14 protein-coding genes are annotated in these 17,688 nt (G+C 49.9%); 6 read left to right on the forward strand and 8 right to left on the reverse strand.

Going from position 1 to position 17,688, the window contains the following annotated elements; all coding sequences use genetic code 11:
• From AACZ64_RS10455 to AACZ64_RS10465, 3 genes are all read right to left on the reverse strand, one after another.
• The coding region (locus AACZ64_RS10455) for a hypothetical protein (protein WP_339640030.1) at positions 1 to 1,169 on the reverse strand (1,169 nt) is incomplete at its 3' end.
• A 173-nt stretch (positions 1,170 to 1,342) separates the two neighbouring features.
• Positions 1,343 to 2,515: a hypothetical protein gene (locus AACZ64_RS10460; RefSeq protein ID WP_293614071.1), complete on the reverse strand. Its 1,173-nt coding sequence runs from the start codon at positions 2,513 to 2,515 to the stop codon at positions 1,343 to 1,345.
• A gap of 39 nt (positions 2,516 to 2,554) precedes the next feature.
• Positions 2,555 to 3,727 (reverse strand): hypothetical protein, encoded by a 1,173-nt coding sequence (locus AACZ64_RS10465; protein ID WP_293614072.1) that lies wholly within the window; start codon positions 3,725 to 3,727, stop codon positions 2,555 to 2,557.
• 331 nt (positions 3,728 to 4,058) lie between these two features.
• Here AACZ64_RS10465 and AACZ64_RS10470 point away from each other — a divergent pair, with 331 nt between their 5' ends.
• Positions 4,059 to 4,766, forward strand: a complete 708-nt coding sequence (locus AACZ64_RS10470; protein ID WP_293614073.1) for a tetratricopeptide repeat protein — start codon at positions 4,059 to 4,061, stop codon at positions 4,764 to 4,766.
• 3 nt (positions 4,767 to 4,769) lie between these two features.
• On the opposite strand, the gene AACZ64_RS10475 is transcribed toward AACZ64_RS10470, so the two are convergent.
• On the reverse strand, positions 4,770 to 5,735 hold the full coding sequence (locus AACZ64_RS10475) for a polysaccharide deacetylase family protein (RefSeq protein WP_293614074.1): 966 nt from the start codon (positions 5,733 to 5,735) through the stop codon (positions 4,770 to 4,772).
• Positions 5,736 to 6,022: 287 nt separating this feature from the next.
• Here AACZ64_RS10475 and AACZ64_RS10480 point away from each other — a divergent pair, with 287 nt between their 5' ends.
• From AACZ64_RS10480 to AACZ64_RS10500, 5 genes are read left to right on the forward strand one after another with little or no spacing between them, the layout of a single operon-like run.
• Positions 6,023 to 7,462 carry a lipopolysaccharide biosynthesis protein gene (locus tag AACZ64_RS10480; protein WP_293614075.1) on the forward strand — a complete coding sequence of 480 codons (1,440 nt, stop codon included), beginning with the start codon at positions 6,023 to 6,025 and terminating at the stop codon, positions 7,460 to 7,462.
• A gap of 33 nt (positions 7,463 to 7,495) precedes the next feature.
• The gene (locus AACZ64_RS10485) at positions 7,496 to 8,287 is read left to right on the forward strand and encodes a sulfotransferase (protein ID WP_293614076.1); all 792 of its coding nucleotides are present in this window, start codon (positions 7,496 to 7,498) and stop codon (positions 8,285 to 8,287) included.
• Between the two features lie 47 nt (positions 8,288 to 8,334).
• Positions 8,335 to 9,219 (forward strand): polysaccharide pyruvyl transferase family protein, encoded by an 885-nt coding sequence (locus AACZ64_RS10490; protein ID WP_293614077.1) that lies wholly within the window; start codon positions 8,335 to 8,337, stop codon positions 9,217 to 9,219.
• Between the two features lie 6 nt (positions 9,220 to 9,225).
• Positions 9,226 to 10,935 (forward strand): ATP-grasp domain-containing protein, encoded by a 1,710-nt coding sequence (locus AACZ64_RS10495; RefSeq protein ID WP_293614078.1) that lies wholly within the window; start codon positions 9,226 to 9,228, stop codon positions 10,933 to 10,935.
• 13 nt (positions 10,936 to 10,948) lie between these two features.
• Positions 10,949 to 11,884, forward strand: a complete 936-nt coding sequence (locus tag AACZ64_RS10500; protein ID WP_293614079.1) for an alpha/beta hydrolase fold domain-containing protein — start codon at positions 10,949 to 10,951, stop codon at positions 11,882 to 11,884.
• A gap of 48 nt (positions 11,885 to 11,932) precedes the next feature.
• Here the strand turns inward: AACZ64_RS10500 and hflC are convergent, their stop codons facing one another.
• The 4 genes from hflC to AACZ64_RS10520 form a co-directional block, all read right to left on the reverse strand.
• The gene (hflC, locus tag AACZ64_RS10505; RefSeq protein WP_036858600.1) at positions 11,933 to 12,871 is read right to left on the reverse strand and encodes a protease modulator HflC; all 939 of its coding nucleotides are present in this window, start codon (positions 12,869 to 12,871) and stop codon (positions 11,933 to 11,935) included.
• The gene (gene hflK, locus AACZ64_RS10510; RefSeq protein ID WP_293614080.1) at positions 12,868 to 13,893 is read right to left on the reverse strand and encodes an FtsH protease activity modulator HflK; all 1,026 of its coding nucleotides are present in this window, start codon (positions 13,891 to 13,893) and stop codon (positions 12,868 to 12,870) included. Before hflK ends, hflC begins: the two co-directional genes overlap by 4 nt.
• Positions 13,894 to 14,034: 141 nt before the next feature.
• Positions 14,035 to 16,557, reverse strand: coding sequence for a hypothetical protein (locus tag AACZ64_RS10515; protein ID WP_293614081.1), 2,523 nt, complete (start codon positions 16,555 to 16,557; stop codon positions 14,035 to 14,037).
• Positions 16,558 to 16,651: 94 nt separating this feature from the next.
• On the reverse strand, positions 16,652 to 17,638 hold the full coding sequence (locus AACZ64_RS10520; RefSeq protein ID WP_293614082.1) for a glycosyltransferase family 2 protein: 987 nt from the start codon (positions 17,636 to 17,638) through the stop codon (positions 16,652 to 16,654).
• Positions 17,639 to 17,688 lie beyond the last annotated feature (50 nt).

The following is a 17,688-nucleotide window of genomic DNA, read 5'->3' on the forward strand; positions in this document are numbered from 1 at the left end:
GATTGCGGCAGTAGCCGCATAGTTAGAGTGTCTACTTTTTTTGGGTATGACCACTTCTTTGCTAAAGACCAGACAACCGAAAGAACACGCACAAAAAAAAGATTCAGGCCATATTTTTTTATTAGTGCATTTTTTATTTCAAGATCAAGGTTATTGTCATCAGCACTAGAAAATAACCCGACCATGGAACCCAGGCGTATTTTTTTATAGAAACTAAAATCAAAACTTTCTTTTAACAACACCATCCTGTCGATGCTTTCCAACGCAAGCTGCGTTCTTCTGCATTTAAAACAGCAACCACAGTTTATTGCGGGAATTGTCTTTTCTATGCATACGTATGTTTCATTGCTGAACAGGTCTCTGGATGCAATATATTCAAGCTTTTCTATTCTTCCGGCATCATCCCCGATAGAGAAAAAGCGGATTCTTTCGGTGTTGAGCAGTGGCAAAATATAAGGGTCCATGACCGACATACTGTAGTGCTCGAATACCCCTGAGTCTTCAGGCGTATAACTGGAAGAATAGTCATATCTGGAAATACCCTGCTGCAATAACAGCGCACAGGCAATGTTGCTTATAGCGACGCGCTGTTGAAAGCGTTCTCTGAGAATAACGTCAATATTGCTATCGATTGCGATCAGGGGTTTATCCATAGTGCGCAGGGCACTTTCCGCAACAGCAAATCTTTGGGCAAAAACCTCTTTTACGTTGTCTTCCCCATGCTGACCTGTATTTACGAATAAATAATAGGAATACGGCGTGCCATTTTCCGCAGCTTGCAGGGCTGTATACCAACTGTCCACCCCACCACTGAACCCGGTAGCGGAAGTGTCGCCCGACTGTGGCCAGGATGACGCCGGATTGAGTACATCGATATCAATATCATGTAAACGGGGGCACAACGTGAGAAACATCTTTTTTATATCTTGTGTCACAGCATCAGCCAACTGTCTGGACACCCTGCCTTCAACCCTGAGATCCAGGCCCCGCTCCATGGCAAGCCAGGCATAGAGAATAAAAAAGGCATCCACTGATTCAGTGTCGATCATGGACTGACATTGTTTGTCCAGCTCAAACCAGATGGGTTCACAACCATCAACTACGGCCTGTACCCGTATTTTCTGACCCGTCTGGGTTAAAGTGCATCCTTTCAAAATAATTTCAGTCATACGAAGCCTGTTCCGTTATCCAGTTAACGCGTTGCGTGAGATGAGAACAGTCTTCTTGTATGAGAAAATCCGCTGTAATCGCGATAAATCTTCAACTCAGAAATAACCGGCCCTGTCACCGAAAAGCATTTTCACCTTCTCTTGATATTAATTAATCGTTAAATAATTTGACTTTAAAGGTCGTGATTTTCCTTATAGGCTGGAATCACCCTTAACGTTAGCCACCTTGGTTTTCTAATGCGCCGGTAGGTCTTTTTTAATATACTATTTAAAAAACATTTATCGACCAGCGAACCTATCTTGCTTCTCTCATATTTCAAATAATATTTTTTCAGTTTTTTGTAGAATTCAATATTACCTGTCTCATCAGCCAAAAGAAGCAAATCAATTACAGTAGTTTTTAATGAATCGGAAGTAGGCTGCAGCTTCTTTAATTGACTCATCTGGAATTTTGGTAGCGACTTAACATCACCATTCAGCAGGAATACTGCTGCCATGGTTCGTATACATTTGGAACACTCACCACAGTTTTTATCAATATTTTCCCAGCATACCTGAAGATTTTCAGCCACACTGGGAGACTCTAAAATTGTTTTTGTCTTTTGGCTACGACTGGTTCCGGAGCCGTGATGGACCACTTGAGTTGACTCCGTACTCCACATAGGGTCAGTTAATGGATGAGAACCCCAGGGGAGTAAGTGGTCATAAGTATGTGATGAAGCGACATAAAGGCGCTTCATACCCAGATTCCCCCCTGCAGAAGAGATTAATAGCCCATGAGCAAAACTCCAGCCGATCTCTTTTTTCTCTGTCCAGTCCCGGGCGTTGGTATCCACTGGGATCAGTTGCTTTCCACTGCTTTCAGCAAATGCTGCCTGGTGCTCAATACGGCGATTCCAGGCTAAATCATCATCGCCCATATCGAAACCACGGAGCATAACAAGATGGGTGATTTCGTCACGCCTGGCGATAAGGGTAAAGGAACTATCAACCCCCGCAGAAAAGAAACTTCCAATATGAGTGAACTGCTTATCGCGATTGCTCAGCTCACAGTTCAATGCGATTTTTTTAAGCTTTGGATTCCACTTGGAATATATCGTTTGTAATTCACTGAGCTGATCATAAAACACCCGGGACACAGCCACACCTGCATCAACCTCTATATCCCGCTGGGAAACCATGGCCTCCAAAAGAGAAATACCGATAAACCACTCAGCATTTATGTATAAGGGAAATTTATCTGGAACTTTAAAAAAAATTAAATCGCCATCAACATAGGCAGATAAAATATTAAACCCATCTTCTTGCTTTATGTTTATATTACTTATAAGCAATTTTTTGTTCATTCAAATAGCTCCTGAGAAAATTCTATAAGAACAATGCAGCTACCATAAGTAGGGGAACTTCTGCTCTGTTCGCCATCTCACCCCCTCTGGCATTAACTTCTTTGTCAAAGACCAGAGAACTGAAAAGACACGAACAAAAAATATATTCAAGCCATATTTTTTTATTAGTGCGCTCTTTATTTCAAGATCAAGATTGCTTTTATCCACACTTGAAAATAACCCGACCATTGAACCCAGTCTTATTTTTTTATATAAACTGAAATCAAAATTATTTTTTAATAACGCCATTCTATCGATGCTTTCCAGGGCAAGCTGTGTTCTTCTGCATTTAAAACAATAACCACAGTTTATTGCGGGAACTGCCTTTTCTATGCATACATATATTTCATTACTAAACAGATCTCTGGATGAAATAAATTCAAGTTTGTCTATTCTTCCAGCATCATCCCCAATGGAGAAAAAATGGATTCTTTCGGTATTGAGTAATGGCAAAAGATAGGGGTCCATAATTGACATGTCGTAGTGTTCGAATATCCCTGAGCCTTCAGGCGCATAGGTAGAAGAATAATCGTACCTGGAGATGCCCTGCTGCAATAACAGCGCACAGGCGATATTGCCTATCACATCACGCTGCTGAAAACGCTCTCTGAAAATACGGTCAATATTGCTATCGACTGCGATCAGGGGTTTATCCATGGTCCGCAAGGCACTTTCCGCAACAGCAAACCTTTGCGCAAAAACCTCTTCAACGTTGTCTTTACCATGTTGCCCTGTATTCGCGAATAAATAATACGAATACGGCGTACCATTTTCCGCAGCTTGCAGGGCTGTATACCAACTGTCCACCCCACCACTGAACCCTGTTGCAGGAATTTCCGCTGACTGCGGCCAGGCTGACTCTGGATTGAGCACGTCGATATCAATGTCATGCAAACGGGGGCATAACGCGAGAAACATCTTTTGTATATCCTGTGTCACAGCATCAGCCAGTTGCCTGGACACCTTGCCTTCGACCCTAAGTCCCAAACCCCGCTCCATGGCAATCCAGACATAGAGAATAAAAAAGGCATCCACTGATTCGAAGTCGATCATGGACTGGAATTGCTTATCTAATTCAAACCAGATGGGTTCACAGCCCTCCACAACGGCATTTACACGTATTTTCTGACCTGTCTGGGTTAAGGTGCTCCCTTTCAAACATATTTCAGTCATGTACACCCCTTACCCTGTTATCAATTTAACGCGTTGCGTGAGATGAGAGTAGTCTTCTCGTATGAGAAAGTCCGCTGTAATTGGGATAAATAATCAGCCAGCCAAAGGGCAAACAGCCCCGTATACTTCGCCAAATGAAATATCCACTGTTTCATTTCTGACATTTACCCTGCACTCTGGCAGTATTAGCAGTCAAAGTGACTGTCGGCCGGATTACTGACAAAAACCCTTTTACAGGCAGAGGCGCCGTATAATTAATGCGCACTTTATCACCTATTGAAAACTTACACTCGCGGGTGTTTGGCTTGCTATGGCTCTTTACAGGTTTCCCATGCACAAATTGACGAAAGTAACGCTGCCCCACTGTTTTGTTTTATCCCTTTTTTCCGTGTTCATGTTATACAGCACGTCAGTTTTTTCAGCGCCTGTCGGCCATGCACCCTGGGTAGGCGATACGCTCAAAGGTGCACCCTGTAAGGGTGGCATGGAGAATTTTGGACCGTTTGACTACTTATTGCGCAACCAGTTGCCCGGTCAGCTGAGCATTGTGGAAAAACATCACTTTAATCCACAAGTAGAGCAACTGATCAAGGGGCAGAACAGTATCTCACCTTTGGGGGACATCGATTACACCCTGATGGCTTGGCCAAACCATCACCGGGCGCTGTACAGCACTATTCGTCATCGCATCAATACATGGCCCGATGGCCATCCATCACATTACACCCCGGCAGAGTGCTATCTACAGCGGGCCATTAAGTTCAGCCCCAATGATGCAACTACCCACATGTTGTACGGTATTCTCCTTCATCAGACCGGCCATCAGCAAAAGGCGCTTGAGCTGTACGAAAAGGCCATTGAGCTTGACCCCCACAATCCACAGATTCAGTACAATCTGGCGCTCTTACTGGTGGATCTCAAAAAATATACCGAAGCCAGAACCTATGCCACCAGTCTCTACAAAAGGGGATTCCCACTTCCCGGCCTCAGAGACAAACTGAAAGCGGCCGGGCAGTGGTCGTCGGGCGACAACCAGTAAACCTCAAGCCGGGTTCCTGAACATAGCCAGCAAGCGCGTCATAAATCGCAATGGCGTCTGGTCCCAGGGGGTAAACCGCGGCATCTGCCAACGATCACTTGACTCGCTGGCAACGCCCCACTGGGTAGAGACCGCCCCCTCAAAACCGATGGATTTTACAAAATCGCGGTGTTCCAGCCGATAATCGATCTCGGGCCGACCATTGGGGTAGGCAAAATACCGCACCGGTTTGCCCGTGAGTGTTTCCAGCGCATCTTTTGAAGCCTGAATTTCCTGCCGGGCATCGGCGAGTTTCAGCATGGCCAGGATGGGGTGTGTCCTGGTGTGGGCACCAATCTCGATACCGGCATCGCCCAACTGCTTCACCTGATCATTGGTCAGCATCATATTTTGCGGCAAGGGCCCCACCATAGACTCAATAACACGAATAGCCTCGGCGCGCTTTTCCGGTGGCCAATGCTTTATTTCACGAATAATCTGACCCGCTGCCTGTCTGCGGTGTTGAAAATCGGCCAGATCGTAGGTGGCCAGACCCAGCGAACGCAGATCAAACTCGCCACTCCCGGCAATTCGCAATGCCTCAATCACCGCGTCATTCCACATCAGGCCACCATTGAGGAAGCCCGTGGAGATAAATACGGTGGCGGGTATATTCCAACGTTGCAGTACCGGTAACGCACATTCTGCGTTGTTGGCATACCCGTCGTCGAAGGTCACGCAAACAGCCCTTTCCGGCAGATCATTGCTGTCCAGTCTGGCAATGACATCAGACAGCGAAAGCGGATTGAAGTAGCGGGCGAGCAGCTCCATATGCCAATCGAACGTCGCCACTGTCGGCTCGGAACTGCGCATGTAATCACGTTCAGGCAACACGCGGTGGTAGGTGAGAATACAAACCCGCTGTTTATTTTTTGTCTGCAGCACAAAGGGCAGTGTTCTGGCAACTGCGCTGTACAGCAGATGGTTCATTTATTAATCCTCGGACGTTTGCTCGAAGCCAAGGATTCTGACAGTGTGCGAGGCCGCTAACAACTGTCGGAATTTTTTACGTTTTTGGCTGGAGGGATATAAGCCATACGGACTGCCAGGCCATTTTATATCAGCAAAAAATTGGCCTGATATCTGTGCCGATCCGACAAGTCACCGCAGGAACAGAATTATCTTATTCAGCGGGGAGTTCTTCACGGAGTCGAATATAAGATAGACTTGCAGTCCGTTATAAAATTGCCTGCCAAACCTAGGGTTTATTCGACCTGATGACTATCACTACCCGCACAGCCATTGGATTCAGCATCACCGGCAGGTACCTGACGCTTTCCCTCCAGTTTGTCTCAACCATGATCCTGGCCCGGCTGTTGACGCCAGAAGAAATCGGTATCTTCAGTGCGGGCTTTACCATCGTGGCGCTGGCCCAACTGTTTCGCGACTTTGGCCTGAATCAGTACATTATTCAGGAAAAAGAATTGAGTGAAACAAAAATCAGGACAACCTTCACGCTAAACCTGCTGATGTCCTGGACGCTGGGGACTTTGCTGTTTTTTTCGGCGGGCCTGATTGCAGCTTTTTTTCAGGAAGAAGGCATAGAAACACTGATCAGGATTCTCTCCTTCAACTTTTTTATCATCCCCTTTGGGACTATCACCCTGGCATTACTGCGCAAGAAAATGCGCTTTCATATCACAGAAGCTATTGGTTTGATCGCCACAGTACTGGGTATCAGCATTTCCCTGGCAACGGCCTATACCGGTTCCGGCTACCTCTGTCTCGCCTACGGGGCAATTACCGAGACTTCAAGTATCGTACTTCTGTCGGTGTTTTTCCGGCCAAGAGATGTGAGTGTTCGACCTACCCTGGAGGGCGCCAAAAATATCTTCAGGTTTGGCTCCATTGTTGGTGTGGGTAACATCGTCAACCAGTTTGCCACCAGCATTACGGATGCCCTGATTGCTCGACTTCTCGGGCTGGCGCAGCTGGGGTACTTCTCCCGCGCATTTGGCGCTTTTTCACTGTTCGATCATATTTTTGTCAGCAGCATCCGAGGGGTCATTTTGCCGCTGTTCTCCCGGGACAACCTTCACACTGGCAAACTGAGGGAAAGTTATCTCAAGGCTGTGACTTATTCCTATGTTTTTGCCTGGCCTTTCTTTGCTTTCCTTTTTCTCTACACGGAAGAGACCATAAGGGTACTGTATGGCACCCAGTGGGACGCCGCCATTCCACTGGTAAAAATTCTCTGCCTGGCAGGGGTTCTACTGCCATCGTTTTTGTTTGCCGACAACCTGTTCATTGCCTTTGGCAGACCGGGGATTACACTGAAAATCCAGGTCATTTCGAACGTTGCAAAAATCGTGATGGTTGGCATTGCATGCTTTTCAGGACTGGAAGCGGTTTGTATGGCGCTGGTGGGATTCTTTATTGTCAGGTTTATTGCCTGCCAGTTTTATGCAAACCAGATATTTGGTATTGGTATAAAAGATGCCGCAAAACCTGCCGTCCAGGGTCTGGTGCCGTTGATTTTTACAATAGTGCCGACACTGGCTGCAAATGCCGTGATGCAGGGACAGATAGAAAGCATTTATGTTCATTTTGCCCTTTTGATGGCAGCGGCATTTGTGGGGTGGATCGTTGGTTTAAAGCTTTCCAGGCACACCTTCTACAATGAAATAAATAGCTTTTTTGGAAAGGGCCGGCTATGAAAACCAGCATCAAGCACCTGATAAGGAGCCACTGTGTCTATTTATAACCAATTGCGACTCAGGACCCACAAGGTACTGCCCCGGCGATTTCATTGTTACTGTATCGGTGCTGCAAAAACCGGCACAACGTCCATATCCTCCATGTTTAAGGCCCACTTTGATTCGGCCCACGAGCCAGCTATTTCCGAGACCAATCATCAAATCATCAGCTATTTAAAAAATGAAATGACGGCTGAAGAGGTTCAGTCCTTTATTGAAAAGCGGGACAGAAAACTGAACCTTGAAATGGAATCTACCCATTCATTAATTTACATAGCAAAGGAAGTCGTTGGCCTGTTTCCCGAGGCAAAATATTTAGTCACTGTCAGGGAGCCACTGAGCTGGATCAAGTCCAGAATCAACTTTCATTTCAAAAAACATCCGCCAGAATGGGAGGAATATCGCCAGTATTTCTGGATGGACAAAACCCGGGGGTATGATCTGGAAGAGGCCGTTCTCAAGGCCAACCAGTTGGCTTCTCTGGATGCTTATCTGTCCCAATATAATGAACACTATTTGCTGGCAAAGCACTATCTTCCCGAGGCTGCCAGTCTTTACATCAGAACAGACAACCTGTCCAAGGAATCTGGAGAAATTGCCCGGTTTTTAAACATCAATGCACGGGATATCAATACCTCACATGCCAACTCTGAACCAGAGAAAGCCTCTTTTATAGAGGGAATTGATGAGCACTACCTGACAAGAAAAGTATGGAGCCACTGCGAGGATCTAATCAGGGAGTATTTCCCTGAACGCGTTCCCTTTTATTTAGATGAAATACAATAAAACCTGTTCATAGCAACCTATCACAAACGGCCTGAGGCAACCAATTTATGAAGCTCTGTTACTACCATGACAACGAGGGTAATTTTGGAGACGATTTGAATGCCTGGTTATGGCCAAAGTTGCTGCCTGGTATCATTCAGGGTACCGCCAAACATGGTGACGAATACTACGAGGAAAACAACCGGGAAGCAGCGCTGCTGTACGGGATTGGCACTATACTTGACCAGAGAATCCCCCCTCTTCCAATGAAATTTATTGCAGGTTCCGGGGTAGGTTATTTCTCCCCGCCGACGATTGATGAAAAATACAATATCTACTTTGTCAGGGGGCCGCAAACTGCCAAAAAGCTGGGCATTGATCCCGCCAAAGCCCTGACTGATCCCGCTATCCTGTTAAGGGAATTTATACCCGAAGCCGAAAAAATTCACGAGGTGTCATTGATCATGCATTGTGACACCGCAAAAAGTGGTTATTGGAAGAATATCGCCCATGACCTGGGAATCCACCACATTGATCCAAGGGCGAAAGATCCCCTCATCGTTATTAACGATCTGATTGCCTCAAAATACGTCATTACCGAATCGCTTCATGGTGCAATTATCGCTGATGCCTATGGCATACCCTGGCGGCCGATCAATACCATGCCCCACATCAACCAGTTCAAATGGCATGACTGGTGCCAATCAATCAATGTGGTCTATGAACCGGCAAATCTGGTCTCAATTTTCGACGACAGGCGCTCCACCACCACCAAAACCCTGCTCAATAAAGGCAAATCCTTTCTGGCCAGACAACAATTGAAGAAACTGATCAAAGAGGGGAAATCCTTTAACAGCAACCCTGCGATTATTCGTTCTCATGCCAGCCAGATGCTGGAAAGATTAGCCCAGCTGACGATTGATGCGAACAACCTTCAAGACAGGTTGAAATGATTGCCAATGACTATCCTTCTTCTCGATGGGGACACATTACCGGCTTTGGCGATTACCCGTTCGCTGGGCAGCCGGGGCATTCCGGTAGTCGTTGCCTCCCACCAGCAAAACCCCATTGCCGGCTACTCGCGTTACGCATCGAGCATTCTCGATTATCCGAATCCGCTACTGGCGCCTGATAGCTTTGTTCACTGGCTGGAAGATCAGCTCGCCGGTCACCAGTACCAACTGGTGATCCCGGCCACGGAGCGGACACTGGTACCCATTGCCCGACACTTTCACAACAGCTCCCACTACTACAGGATTGCCGCACCGGATCTGGATGCGCTGGAAACCGTGCTGGACAAGTCGCGGACAGCCCTGCTCGCCAGGCAGTGCAATGCACCATTACCCGCCAGCTGGGATATTGCCAGCATTGAAGCGCTTCAGTCCGCGTTGTCTGAATTCAGCTATCCGATGGTGATTAAACCGGGCCGCTCCATTTCAGACAACTCGCTACGGACGCCGCTGTCGGTCCGCTACGCCCACTCAGAAGAAGAGCTGATCAAGGTGGGCACGGAACTGCTCCAGCACGGCCATTTGGTGCTACAGGCGTATTTTTCCGGTATTGGCAAGGGTATTGAGTTAATTGCCAATCGCGGTGAAATCGTTAGCGCCTTTCAGCATCAGCGTCTTCATGAAATGCCCCTCAGCGGGGGCGGCAGCAGTTATCGGAAAAGTGTCGACGTTGATCCGGTCTTGCTCGATGTCAGTGCCCGGCTGATCAGACAGCTGAACTGGCACGGTGTTGCCATGGTGGAATTCAAGCAGAATCCGGAAAGCGGTGAATTTATTCTGATTGAAATCAACGGTCGTTTCTGGGGTTCGCTGCCTCTAGCCGTAGCCGCCGGCGCGGACTTCCCCCACCAGCTTTACCAGCTTTATACCGCCCAACCGATTGAAACAAAGCCCTACCGAACTGAGATCTACTGCCGAAAACTGTCCAGCGATCTTCGCTGGCTGGAAGCCGTGGCACGCAAAGATGCTGATCCCCGACTGGTAACGATCCCGGGACTGGGCGATGCCATGAAAGATTTGCTGAAGGTATTCTCCCCCCGACATTATTTCGACGCCCAGTCATTGTCTGATCTGAGACCGGGTCTGGTCGACCTCTGGCAAATTGTTCGCAGTTACACGGATCGGTTGAGCGGTGTTTACCGCGAGACGCAGTTTCGCAACGGGATTATCAAGCGCAGTCGCTATTCTTTGATCGGTGATCGCCTGTCGACAGCCAGCCATATACTGTTTTTATGCTATGGCAATATCAATCGCAGTGCTGTGGCTCACGCCCTGGCAGAAAAAAGGATTCCGGATGCCGGGCAATACTTCTTCAAATCAGCGGGATTTCACCCGCTGGGAAACCGACCGGCAGACCCCAGAATGGCGGCTATTGCCGCAGCGGAGGGAGTGTCTATGGACCACCTCCGTTCGTCAGTGCTCACCACGGAATTAACCGAGTGGGCAGATATCATTTTTGTTATGGAAGCGGATCACGTCAAACAACTGTCCACCTTTTCACAAGCTGCCGCAGACAAGGCACTGCTGCTCGGCGGCTTGCTCGCTGATCAATCAGCCACTGAAATTCCGGACCCCTACAACAAATCACAACCAGTTTACCAGTCGGTCTACCGGACTATCGATCAGTGTATTTCAGGCCTGTCAAAACTGGTTTGCTAAGGGAGGGATCACTATGAGCTGGCTCAGAGAATTCTGGCCATGGTTGCTGGGAGTATTTGCCATCTGCACCGTCCTGTTTATTCTCTACACACTGTTTTTCTCGAACAGGCCCACGGTCAGACAATTCACCTATAAAGAGACCCCCCAGGGAAAACTCACGCTGGAAATTCATCTGCCCCGTGACTGGTCTGAAGATGACCGCAGACCCGCCGTCCTGTTCTTTTTTGGGGGTGGCTGGATAAGCGGCGGGATCCAGCACTTCAGCTGGCAGGCAGACTATCTGGCCCGGCGGGGAGTGGTTGCAGTCAGGGTCGACTATCGTGTGGACAGCCGCCACCACACGACCCCGGATAAAGCAGCAGAAGACGGATTTGATGCACTTTTATGGTTACACCAGCACTCAGCGCAACTGGGTATCAACCCGCATCAGATTGTTTCGTCCGGAGGATCGGCGGGCGGCCATATCGCTGCATGCCTGGCGATGTGCAATCATCCGGCGGGCATCGACATGACATCCATGCGTCCGGCCCTGTTGGTGCTGTTCAACCCCGTGCTCAACCTGGTCAATCCCACGGCGGAAGAGGAATTCACCAGCCGGGAAATCGAACTGATCGGGATGATGCCCGAGCCATCGGTCACCAGCCTGTCACCCAATCTGCATATCGACGGCAGCACGCCACCCACCCTGTTGATGTTTGGTGACCGGGATGGGCTGTTGGCGCAGGGCAACTTTTTTGCAGAGAAGGCTTTATCAGAAGGGGTACCCGCCACCCTGTTAACCGCAGAGGGGCAGGCTCATGGCTTTTTTAACCGGGAACCCTGGCGCAGCGCCACCACTCTGGCTATGGATCATTTCTTGCTTGAGCAGGGCTATCTTTTCGGTACACCATTGATTGATGAAACCGTGATTGAAAAAGCAGTGATGAAAAAAGCAGTGGTGGAAAAGTGAGCAGACGACAGGCTTTTATCAATAACCTGTCATCCGCCCCAAAAACCACTAACGGTCTGTCTTTTCCAGATAACGGAAGAAATCGGAATCCGAGCGAATCATCAAAGTGGCGTTATCACCGAGCGCCTTATAGGTCTCCAGCGTACGTATAAACGCATAAAACTCCGGATCAGCACCAAAGGCTTCGCCGTAGATACTGATCGCCTCGGCATCGGCATCCCCGCGAATTTCCTCTGCTTCCCTGGCCGCTTCAGAATTGATGCGACGTAATTCTCTCTCCATTTCACCGGTGATTTCCAGACTGCGACCCTGGCCTTCGGCACGAAACCGCTCGGCAATGGCCTGACGCTCTGAAATCATGCGGTTTTCCACCTGGCGACGCACGGAGTCAATATAGTTAATGCGCTTGATACGAACATCCTTGAGCTCAATACCCAGATCGGACATCAGTTTTGAGGCACTTTTCAGTATCTCCGACTCCAGTTTTTCACGGCCCAGTTTGGGACGCTTGGTCAGACTGACATCATCCCGATCCTGCTCTACCTCATCGAGCTCATCCACATCAACATCCCAGTCTCCTGAGCGGACAATCTCTTCCAGTTCTGTGCCGGAAATAATGTCTCTAACCACGGAGTCAATAATGTCGTCGAGGCGGGTACGCCCACCGCGCTCATCGCGAACACTGCGCAGGAATTGCAGGGGATCCACAATACGCCAGCGAGCGGTGGTATCCACCTGGATAAACTCACGGCCAAGGGTGGGGATCTGGGATACATCGCCGTCCCAGACCAGCAGGCGCCGATCATAGCGACGCACCTCCTGGACAAAAGGCAGTTTCCAGTGCAAACCCGGGGTGCTGATCACATCCCCCTGGGGTTCGCCAAACTGGACGATAATGGCCTGCTCGGCTTCATCAACGACAAAGGCCGATGAAAAGACAATGATAGCGACAAAAAGCACGACAAAAAGACTGGCCAATTTTTTCATTTGCTTGCTCCCTGACGCGCATCACGCACATTCATCAATGGTAGGGGCCCTACCTGATCTTCCTGCACCATGAGTACCTGTCCAATATTCGGCAGTATTTCTGCCATGGTTTCCAGATAGAGACGGGTGCGGGTGACTTCAGGTACCGTCTTGTACTCCACCAACATCGCGCGGAACCGGGCAGTTTCACCAAAGGCACGGTTAACGCGGGCAGTGGCGTAACCCTCGGCCTCGGAAATCAGGCGCTGGGCTTCACCCTCGGCCCGTGGAATCTGCTGATTGGCCCGTTTGGTGGCTTCATTGATCATTCGTTCGCGTTCCTGGCGAGCTTCGTTCACCTCATTAAACGCAGGCCGCACAGCCTTGGGGGGAACCACGTCCTGCAATTCAACGGTAATCACATGAATACCGGAATCGTAGAGATCCATGATGCCCTGAATTTCATCGCGGGCTCCCTGGGCAATTTCGACCCGACCCACGGTCAACACCTCTGAACCGAGTCGGTTACCCACCACCCTGCGCATCACGGACTCGGAAATATCCCGCAGTGTCAGGTCCGGTTGACGCAGCTGGTAGAGGTACTTGATGGGATCCTGGATGCGATACTGAACCACCCACTCCACATCGATCACATTCAGGTCGCCTGTGAGCATCAGGGACTCACTGGTGAAGTCGCTCTCGGAGTAACTGGTCCGGTTGTTGACCTCACCCACGCTACGAAAACCAAACTCCTGCTTCAGAACCCGGGCAGACGCCACACGCTGAACTCTGTCGATACCAAAAGGCAGTTTGAAGTGTAAACCGGGATCCGTAATGTTCACCACGGCACCGAAGCGTTTGACGACGGCCTGCTGTTCTGGCTGAACGGTGTAGAACGATGAAAATACTGCCCAGAGGACAATAAGCAGTACCGGCAGATAAACAATAGCGCTCCCCTTGGGGAGCTTTTTGAGCAATTCAGCAAGGTCTTCGTGGAGATCGCGCTCCCCACCGGATGAATCCTGCCAAGGGTTCTTCTTCATAGATGATTCCTGGAGTTGGGTAATAATTCAGGAACACCCTAACAGTTGAAGCAGAGAGAGTGCTAATAAAAACTTTTTTGACGGATTCTCCGGGGGAGGCAGCTCTGAGATGTCTGTATTAACGCGAGTACTGTTGAGTCATTACTCTGCCGCCCCACTGTCCAGCCAATCACCTATTGCTTTCAGTTCTGTAGAGCTCAGGTCTACCGGGTGATCGGCACCAAAATCAATATCGTCGTCGTATTGGTCATCGGTGCGACCATCGGTGCGTTTGTTGGCGGCCTTCCAATACAGCAGGCTTTCCCTGGCATACATATTGTTGACGTACTTGCTCATCATGGGCCGCTGCAAACCGTATTTGCGGGTCAGGTTTGTAGAGCTGGTCATCTGAACTTTCAGGTGTTCCGGTAATGACTTTTGCGCGTAGTCCAATGCTAGATCATCGTAATCGTATAGCGGCACATCGCCACCAACCGCATGGCAGCTTGTGCACTTCGCCTCAAAGATAGGCTTGATGTCCTTGGTGTAAGTGGGCACCGGCATGGCTTTGGTCAGGTCGAATGCCGGGGCCGAAAATGCCATTGATTGTTCGTAGGGGCGGCCTTCTTTAGCATGCAGGTGACAACCCATACAGACGCGCTTCTCGCCCTGCCGCAATGACTGGGGCACCTGATCGCGCTTGATGATTCGTCCGTCTGAATCCACTCCCGCCATCACATAGGGTGTCTCACAGGGCAGTTCCGCCTTGAATGATTTGTCTGCCAGCAGAGGCACATCACCCAGCAGTTTTACCCGATTACCGATACTGTTTTCAAAGTCACGGTTTGTGGTGGTGTTGGGGACGATCTCGTAAAAGCGGATTGCCGCCATTTCGCTGTGGTCGACGGCTTCCATCAACGCGCCGTTATTATCGACAGTTTTGTATTGCTCGTTGAACACATAGCCCTTGTAGTTGAGCGCATCGGTTGACCCGGCATCGGAACTTGCTATCTGGCAAGAGCCGTCATCAGTGTTGGCTACTGGAGGCGTAGGAATGTCGCGCACTTTGACCACACGGGCGCTAAACTCGTGCCATTCCGGATGATCAACGATCAGCGTCAGATCATCGGGCGACTGACTGGGAATCACGGTGGTTTTATACAGTCCCACATCACAGCCGATGTCATCACCAATCTTATCCGGCGTACCGGGTACTCCGGTCGCGACCTGAGTGCAAAAACCTTTGCCTACAGACAACAATAACTGGTTATCCGGTGTGCCTTCTGGCCAGCCCACCTTGCCCAGATACCGACCGCTGGTGTCTTTGCGGGATGCCGCGTCCTCTGAGGTAGACCACACCGCTGCGCTGTAATGACCGCTCGGCACAAAGCCGGGGGCAGGGCCTTCAATGCCATGCTTCGCTGGAGGCCAGCAAATAACGTCGCCCAAACCGAGGTTATTGGCTCGATAGTAATTTACTGTGCAAATATCATCGTTGGCACGCTGCCCCAGAAAGTGCATCGCCTTCATGGTATTGCTGCGGGGGTTCGATCCGGTGAGGCGATTCTTGTGGGCACCGAGCAGGGCTGTCATGTCTCCACCACGATAGTCCATACCCATGATTGCCCACATATTAGCACCTGTACCGGGCCAATTAACGCCGCCATTAGTAGTGCCATAGGCCAGATTGTGACTCAGCCATTGTGAGCTGTAAGCAACACGACCGCTGTTCAGCAGGTATGGATGGAGCGCCGCCGTTACTTCGTGAGGGGTTATGTCGATGACATTCGTGCCGTCGAGATCAGCAAGATACAGGCGAGGCTGAACGTCTTGTGAGTTGTTTACACGCGCACGGATCGGAGCCAAAAACCCATTACGGGTTGAACCAAACATCATCTTGCCGTCGGGCAACCACACAGGGGAAATATCATGATTCCCTTGGTTATGCGGCCATGCGGTCAGAGACTCAGTGGCGATGTCATAGATGTAAATGCGGGCGTCGGTGTTCGAGCCGTTGAGCTGCCGGGTCGGGAAGTTGCGGTTTTCCGGCCACGGGGGTTTCAGCCCATCTGCCGAGTAGACAGAGAAGGCGATTTTTGTTCCGTCCAGCGATGGCATGGCATCAAACGGCACGCAGGGACGCTCGGCGTTCATACAGTCGTAGATGATCTTCTCGGTGCCGTCAGTGTCCCGCAGGACCAACTGCCCCGGCGCGTTGAAGCCATCGAACTGACGGGAGACTTCGGGCAGTGAGTCCATATAGTCCCAGTTGTCACTGGTGTACTCGCCGCTGCTCAGTGCGACCGTGTTCTCACCGTGAGTGCGAGGGACACGGGTATAGACCACAGGATATGTCAGTGGCGCTGCTGGTTTCTGCACTGATGGATTTTTTGACGATACTGTTTTTGTAGCAGGTTTTGACTCGACCTTTGGCTCTGCCACTGACTCCGACGGTTCAACCTCGCCAGATTGCGCACCCCGTTTTATTCGCTTGAACTCCTCCCAGTTCACTTCAGCCAGTCTTGTCGGGGGAAAGTCTGCATAGACATTGGTTAAAACGACAGACAACCGCTCAGGTGTGGCAGTGGTTGAACTGCTGGCCTGAGTCTCGATATTCACCAACAGGAATGACAGTAAAAAAAGTAGCAATTGGAACGGAGCTTTTGAAAATATTTGGTGTTTCATAGCGTGCGTCTACCCGGTTGGCATCCATCCCCAGTAAGCCCATGCCCGTCTTGGACAAAGCATTGTTGTAACGGGTTCCTCTACATAGCGGACATCAGTGGGGTTTACACAGTGCCCTGATAGTGAGCCACGCACAATAAATACTCCATTTAAAGCTGGGTCTGGCAGCCAACGCGATTCTGGCTACTGCCACAGCGGCCTGAATGGAACCCCTTTGCTGCAACTCCCGGGACAGTAGTTTTGAGTTTGAAGACAACGACAGTTTCGAATAACGAACTGCCTCTGGCGTATGACAACTGGCGAGCAGGTGCCAGTAAACCGAGTTTTCCAGCAAACGTCGATTGAGATCACCTACACCTTTTGATGCGGATTCGTGCCCGTGTGTTACCGGCGCATTGTGCGCCGAGCAAACATCGGGACGAAACAGAATGTGCCCCGCGGCTGCATCACAGAGACGCACGAATAAATCCACATCCTCGGCATAGCGGGTTTCCTCCCAGAATCCACCAATGTTTTCCAGCAGGGCTTTTCTGGCGATAGTGATATTGAGGTGCGCATAGTCGGGATAACAGAGCATTTGCTCACGTTTTATCTGATAGACCGGCCCACCCGCCAACTGCTGATCTTGCTGCAGGCTGGCTTCAACACGCCTGAAGCTGGTTTTCGAAAAAACGGTGTCACCGTGCATTATTTTCTGGTTGGCAAAGTGCAGATCGGCATCGGTTTCCCGCAGAGTCGCCGCTGCAACAGAAAGTAGGTCTGGCTGACACCAGTAGTCGTCGTCATCACAAAAGGCGATATAGGTCCCTTTTGCCGCATCGATCCCGATGTTTCTCACCACCGATGGTCCGAGACGTCGCCCTCCTTCGGTATTGGCCTTCAACAGACGATAGCGAGGACCGAACGCCTCCATCATTTGCTGATAGGCGACAATCACATCGCTACTGGAGCCATCGTCGACAATCACCACCTCGTAGTCCGGGAAATCCTGCTCAGCAATGCCGTCAAGGCAGCGCCGCAGCCAATCGACTCTGTTGCGCGTCGGGACAATAACACTGATAAAGGGTTGCGTTGCTGACATAGGCTTAATCCGGCTTTCAAAAGAGTAGCTGTTGATTATTGCGAGAACGG

This window comes from uncultured Porticoccus sp. (assembly GCF_963975625.1).
In the GTDB taxonomy this organism is placed as follows: Bacteria; Pseudomonadota; Gammaproteobacteria; order Pseudomonadales; family Porticoccaceae; genus Porticoccus.